Source organism: Caldimonas sp., from assembly GCF_046291045.1.
GTDB lineage: Bacteria > Pseudomonadota > Gammaproteobacteria > Burkholderiales > Burkholderiaceae_C > Caldimonas.
The window spans coordinates 1-4,134 of sequence record NZ_JBKBSL010000075.1; the positions used below are offsets into that span (position 1 = coordinate 1).

Sequence of the window (4,134 nt, forward strand, 5' to 3'; positions counted from 1 at the left end):
CCTACATCTGGGAACTGGAGATGAAGGAGGGGCAGCGCCCCTCGGCCGAGCGCGTGCAGGCGCTGGCCAAGGTGCTGGGCGTGACCATGGAGGACATCATGGGCGAGCCCCTGCCCGCAGCACCCGAGGCCAGCCCCGAGGACGTGGCCTTCTTCCGCGCGTACGCCGGCATGCGTGAGGACGAAAAAGCGCGTGTGCGCCAGGCCCTCAAACTCATCTTCCCGGACAAGGACCTGCCGGAGCCCAAGGGATGAGTCTCAGAAGCCCGACCCATAAAGCAGGAGCACCCAACTTCATGAAAACGCAGTTCTATACGGCGGCGAGTCTCGATGGCTTCATCGCCACCGAAGACGACTCCTTGGATTGGCTTTTCCAGCTCGGCAGTCCGAGTGAGACGGACTATCCGGCATTCATCGCCGAGGTGGGCGCACTGGCCATGGGTTCCGCGACCTATGAGTGGATCCTGCGTCATGCCGATCAGGTCGCCGCGGAGACGGGTTCACCGTGGCCTTACACCCAGCCCACTTGGGTCTTTTCGAGTCGGGCGCTGCCATCGATTGCGGGCGCGAATATTCACTTCGTCCGAGGGGATGTGCGCCCCATACACGAGGACATGCGGCAGGCGGCAGGTTCAAAGAACATTTGGATTGTCGGCGGAGGCGACCTTGCTGGCCAGTTCTTCGACGCGGACCTCTTGGACGAGATCATCGTCCACATCGGCTCTGTCACGTTGGGAAAGGGCAAATCTCTTTTCCCAAGGCGTGTCACCACCCCACCTTTTCGCCTGGTTTCAGCTCGGCAGGTGAGTTCTGGCTTCGCGGAATTGCGCTACGCGATTTGCGCGAAACACCGTGCAGATGCCGCGTAGTTTCTTGGGCGGCGCCCGTGCCAGACATGCTTGAACTTGAGCGTTCAGTCCCGCCGCTCACCGGCTCGATCGCCGCCAGCAAGCTGCATCACTGGCTGCGGGCCTGGTATCAAGGGCCGGTGCCAGAGGCGGTCGATCTCGATGTCGTGCGGCAGATGCTGCCCGCCACCCCCTTCGGAGCAGGGGTGCGCGAAATCCGCCCGCCGGTGCCGTTCGACGACGCGGCCTTCGAAGGGATGCTGGCGCGCGATCCCACGGATCCCGCCGTCTGGGGCATCGCCTACAACGGCAGCGTCAGCCCTGAGCGTCAGCGCTTCACCATCGCGCATGAACTGGGTCATTTCGTGCTGCACCGCGACCGGCAGTCGCGCTTTGGCTGCGACAAGGAGAGCGTCTACTCGGGCCACGAAACCATACGCCAGATCGAGCGCGAGGCCGACGACTTCGCGGCCAACTTGTTGATGCCCGGCGACCTGCTGCGACGATGGACGGCGAACCGGCGTATCGATCTGCACGTGCTCAGCGCCATCGCCCAGGGCTTCCAAGTCTCGTTCGAGGCGCTGTGCATCCGCTTCATCAAGTACACCGGCGAGCGCGCGATCCTCGTCTACTGGGACAACGGCTACGCGAAGTACGAATGGCGCAGCAGAAGTGCCGTGAAGACCCGAGCGCGCATCCGGCGCACCGACGATCCGCAAGAGCCCCTGCCCGGCACGCTCGCCGCCGACGCGAGCGTCGTGCAGGCGTGGGAGGGGGTGGAAATGTCAGCCGCGATCTGGTGTCCGGAGGAAGCACCCTACATGAAGCTGCGCGAGTTCAAGCACAGCTACGGCGCGAAGGATCGCGTCTTGACCCTGCTGCTGTTGGAGAGTGCCGAGCCGCGGGGGTGGGATCGGGGGTGGAGTGAGGATCTGTGATCGCCATTGCTGTCGACGCTTGGAGGCGGACAGGCTCACGGCGCTCTGGAGACGACACGTGCCAAGCCTGAATACCCTCGCTTCCGAGCGTAGCCCACAAGTCACAGGCACGCGTCGGATTCTGGTGGCCGCCACTCTCGGCGTGCTTGGCGTCACGGGCCAGCTGCTTTCCGCCCCCAGCAGCGGTGCTGGCTGCCGCGCCTCTGGAGCTCCTCATGAACCTGCACCTGACTCCCGCCATCCGCGTGCTGCGCCGCTCGCAGCGTCTGTGTTTGCCCGAAATCGCCGCCGTCGCCGGCCTGCTGTGCGCCGAGTTGGAGGCCCACGCCCAAGCCAGCAGCCTTGCGATCGACGGCCCGCCCATCTTCACCGCCCAAGGCTTGCCGGACGATGCCGAAACCCCTTTCGACTGGGCGGCCTGCCTGCCGGTCGCGGATGCCCAAGGCATGCCAGCGGACGAGCCCCACGTTCCCAGTGGCCAGACCGAACTGACCGTCCTGCCGCCGCTGTCGTGCGCCCGCACGGAGTACGTGGGGCCCTTGGCCGGGCTGTTCACTCACGGCTACCAGCCGCTGCTGCGTGCCATCGCCGAAGCTGGCTTGCGCCCCAGTGGTGCCAGCCGCGAGGTCTATCACGTCTGGCGCGGGCCTGAAGCGCCAGACAACCGCATCGAAATCCAGATCGGCATCGCAGCATGATGGAACGCACGCCCCACGAACCCCCTTTGCATCTGCGGCGTTTCGTCGCCGAGGACTTTGCCACTTACCGACACTGGTATGCCGATGCGCTGCTCGACCAGCATCTGGGCCCGATGGACGACGAGTGGCTGGCCCATGTGCTGACCGACACCGAAGGCGAGCAATGGGCGGCGCTGGCAGGCGAGGCGTTGGTGGCCGTGGTGGGCCTGAGCCTGGACCCGGAGCATGAGGCCTGGGTGATCAGCGATCTGGCCGTCGATCCGGCCCGCCGCGGCCAGGGCTGGGGCCGCAAGGCCCTACTAGGCTTGCTGGCCCTGCCGGCCATGCAGCAGCGCCCGAACTGGCGCGCCTATGTGGCCGATGACAACCCCGGCGCCCAAGCCTTTTTCGACGCCCTGGGCTGGCAGCGGCTGCAAGCGCCCAGCGCCGATGATCCCTTCTGGACCTTCGGGTGGCGTAGGCCCCAGTGAACCACACCACGGGGCCGGGGTGTTTCAGGCGCTTTGCGTCAAGGCGCCTTGTCCGGCCAGATACTGCCCCGGCGTCATGCCAAAGGCACGCCGGAACAACGCGATGAAGGCGCTGGGGTTCTCGTAGCCGAGGTCCCAGGCGGTGACGGCGACCGGCTTGCCTTCGGCCAGCCATTGCAAGGCCCGCATCAGGCGCACACGTTGCCGCCAGGCGGTGAAGCTCAAGCCCGTCTCTGCCACGAAATGGCGCGACACCGAACGCGGCGACAGCCCCGCCCACCGGGCCCACTCGGGCAGCGATCGCCCATTGGCTGGGTGGTCGCACAGCGCTTGGGCGATGCGCCGCAGCCGCCGTTCCGAAGGCATGGGCAGCTCCCAAGCCACTGGCGCCAGCGCCGCGAGTTCATCGAACATCACCGCCTCCAGGCGTTGCCGGCGCGCATCTGGCCCTGTCGCTGGCCAAGCGGCCAGACGCGCCATCCCCTCGCGCAGCAAGGCCGAAGGGCAGACGACGCACGGCGCCGGCGGCAGCGCCGCGCAGGCCGCAGGCACGACGTACAGACTCCAGCCCGCAAACGGGCCGTGGGAGCGCGCGGCATGAGATACGCCGGGCGGAATCCACACAGCATGGCCGGCCGGCACCACCCAGCGGCTGTCGCCAGCCTCCACGCTCAACAGCCCCTCGTCGGCTCCCAGCAGTTGCCCACGCGCATGGCGATGGGCGCGGGAGTGGCGCACGGCCGCGCTGCGCTGACGCACTGCCAGCAGCGGCAGGCCTTCAGCGGCATCGGCCCGCGCAGGAGATATCCAAGGCGGCGAAGAGATTGGCGCAGATGCGTGATCCATTGGCCTCGATAGCTTATCTACGCCAGGCGGATATGCCTACAGTGAGGCCATCGTTTTTCATCACCCACACCAGGAGCCGACATGCCGTCCATTCGCGCCACGCTCGATGATTTGCTCAACCGTCCCGACATGCCCTTGTCCACCTTGTTGGATCGGGACTTCAGCCCGAACTACCGGCAGCGCACCAATGGGCATTGGGACGATCTGTCCGGTTTTAGGGAAACGCTGATCAAGTTGCAGCAGGGGTAGCGATGCGGGCTGTACGGGCTTTGGCGGCACGATTTTGCTCGCTCTGGCGGCCCCTGCGGGCCCGTTTTCGGGCCACCTGGCCCGCA

7 protein-coding genes are annotated in these 4,134 nt (G+C 66.4%); 6 read left to right on the forward strand and 1 reads right to left on the reverse strand.

What is annotated here, in order from left to right; translation table 11 throughout:
• From ACK4ZD_RS15285 to ACK4ZD_RS15305, 5 genes are all read left to right on the forward strand, one after another.
• A partial coding sequence (locus ACK4ZD_RS15285) for an XRE family transcriptional regulator (protein ID WP_409664005.1) occupies positions 1–254 on the forward strand: 254 nt, incomplete at its 5' end.
• A 41-nt stretch (positions 255–295) separates the two neighbouring features.
• Positions 296–868 (forward strand): dihydrofolate reductase family protein, encoded by a 573-nt coding sequence (locus ACK4ZD_RS15290; protein WP_409664008.1) that lies wholly within the window; start codon positions 296–298, stop codon positions 866–868.
• A gap of 26 nt (positions 869–894) precedes the next feature.
• On the forward strand, positions 895–1,785 hold the full coding sequence (locus ACK4ZD_RS15295; protein WP_409664011.1) for an ImmA/IrrE family metallo-endopeptidase: 891 nt from the start codon (positions 895–897) through the stop codon (positions 1,783–1,785).
• A gap of 215 nt (positions 1,786–2,000) precedes the next feature.
• Positions 2,001–2,483, forward strand: a complete 483-nt coding sequence (locus tag ACK4ZD_RS15300) for a hypothetical protein (RefSeq protein ID WP_409664014.1) — start codon at positions 2,001–2,003, stop codon at positions 2,481–2,483.
• A complete protein-coding gene (locus ACK4ZD_RS15305) occupies positions 2,480–2,953 on the forward strand; it encodes a GNAT family N-acetyltransferase (protein ID WP_409664017.1) in 474 nt (157 codons plus the stop codon). The genes ACK4ZD_RS15300 and ACK4ZD_RS15305 overlap by 4 nt, the downstream gene beginning before the upstream one ends.
• A 24-nt stretch (positions 2,954–2,977) precedes the next feature.
• Here the strand turns inward: ACK4ZD_RS15305 and ACK4ZD_RS15310 are convergent, their stop codons facing one another.
• Positions 2,978–3,799, reverse strand: coding sequence for a helix-turn-helix domain-containing protein (locus ACK4ZD_RS15310; protein ID WP_084628024.1), 822 nt, complete (start codon positions 3,797–3,799; stop codon positions 2,978–2,980).
• An 81-nt stretch (positions 3,800–3,880) separates the two neighbouring features.
• On the opposite strand from ACK4ZD_RS15310, the gene ACK4ZD_RS15315 reads away from it, so the two are divergent.
• Positions 3,881–4,048 (forward strand): hypothetical protein, encoded by a 168-nt coding sequence (locus ACK4ZD_RS15315; RefSeq protein WP_409664020.1) that lies wholly within the window; start codon positions 3,881–3,883, stop codon positions 4,046–4,048.
• Positions 4,049–4,134: the final 86 nt, after the last annotated feature.

Bases quoted from the DNA above. Each gene is read 5' to 3' on its own strand.
- ACK4ZD_RS15290 (WP_409664008.1), top strand. From the start codon at position 296: ATGAAAACGCAGTTCTATACGGCGGCGAGTCTCGATGGCTTCATCGCC.
- ACK4ZD_RS15295 (WP_409664011.1), top strand. From the start codon at position 895: ATGCTTGAACTTGAGCGTTCAGTCCCGCCGCTCACCGGCTCGATCGCC.
- ACK4ZD_RS15300 (WP_409664014.1), top strand. From the start codon at position 2,001: ATGAACCTGCACCTGACTCCCGCCATCCGCGTGCTGCGCCGCTCGCAG.
- ACK4ZD_RS15305 (WP_409664017.1), top strand. From the start codon at position 2,480: ATGATGGAACGCACGCCCCACGAACCCCCTTTGCATCTGCGGCGTTTC.
- ACK4ZD_RS15310 (WP_084628024.1), bottom strand. From the start codon at position 3,799: ATGGATCACGCATCTGCGCCAATCTCTTCGCCGCCTTGGATATCTCCT.
- ACK4ZD_RS15315 (WP_409664020.1), top strand. From the start codon at position 3,881: ATGCCGTCCATTCGCGCCACGCTCGATGATTTGCTCAACCGTCCCGAC.